General features: G+C 41.6%; 1 protein-coding gene. It reads left to right on the top strand.

What is annotated here, in order from left to right; translation table 11 throughout:
* Nucleotides 1-572, top strand: a 572-nt coding sequence (locus ACESOD_RS09775) for an SspB-related isopeptide-forming adhesin (RefSeq protein WP_373095553.1), incomplete at both ends; no start/stop codon positions are given.

Below are 572 nucleotides of genomic sequence, written 5' to 3'. Positions count from 1 at the left end.
GATACAACTAAATTTGACGCAGCTAACAAGGACAACATCCAATCAGTAGGAATCTCAGATGACTACGATGAAACTAAGTTGGATCTTGATTCTACTAAGATCAAAGCTTACGATTCAGTAACAGGTGACGATGTAACAGCTAAATTCGATATCGCTGTGAACAATGGTGTGATTACTGCAACCCTTAAAGCTGGCTTCACGAAGTCACTTGGCGATGCAGAAAACACTCAAGTGATCGATACAACTAAGTTCGCCTTCGGACGTTACTACAAGTTTGACATCCCAACAACAGTGAAAGCTGATGTTCCTGGCGGAGTAGATATCGAAAATACTGCGGCTCAAGTAGTCAACTACTACAACCCAACCTCTAAGACAGTTGAAAAACCAAGCAAACCAACCGAGAAACGTGTGAACAGCGTACCAGTACAAGTAGAATTCAACTTCACTAAACGCTTGGAAGGTCGTGAATTGAAAGCGAACGAATTCAGCTTCGTCCTTAAAGATTCAACAGGTAAAGTTGTTGAAACTGTAACGAACGATGCATCTGGAAACGTTAAGTTCTCAGCTATCGA

Origin of the sequence: Streptococcus oralis (assembly GCF_964238205.1) — a bacterium.
In the GTDB taxonomy this organism is placed as follows: domain Bacteria; phylum Bacillota; class Bacilli; order Lactobacillales; family Streptococcaceae; genus Streptococcus; species Streptococcus oralis_CZ.
Note: the sequence above shows the minus strand (reverse complement) of the source record. Positions and strands in the feature narration are given on the sequence as shown.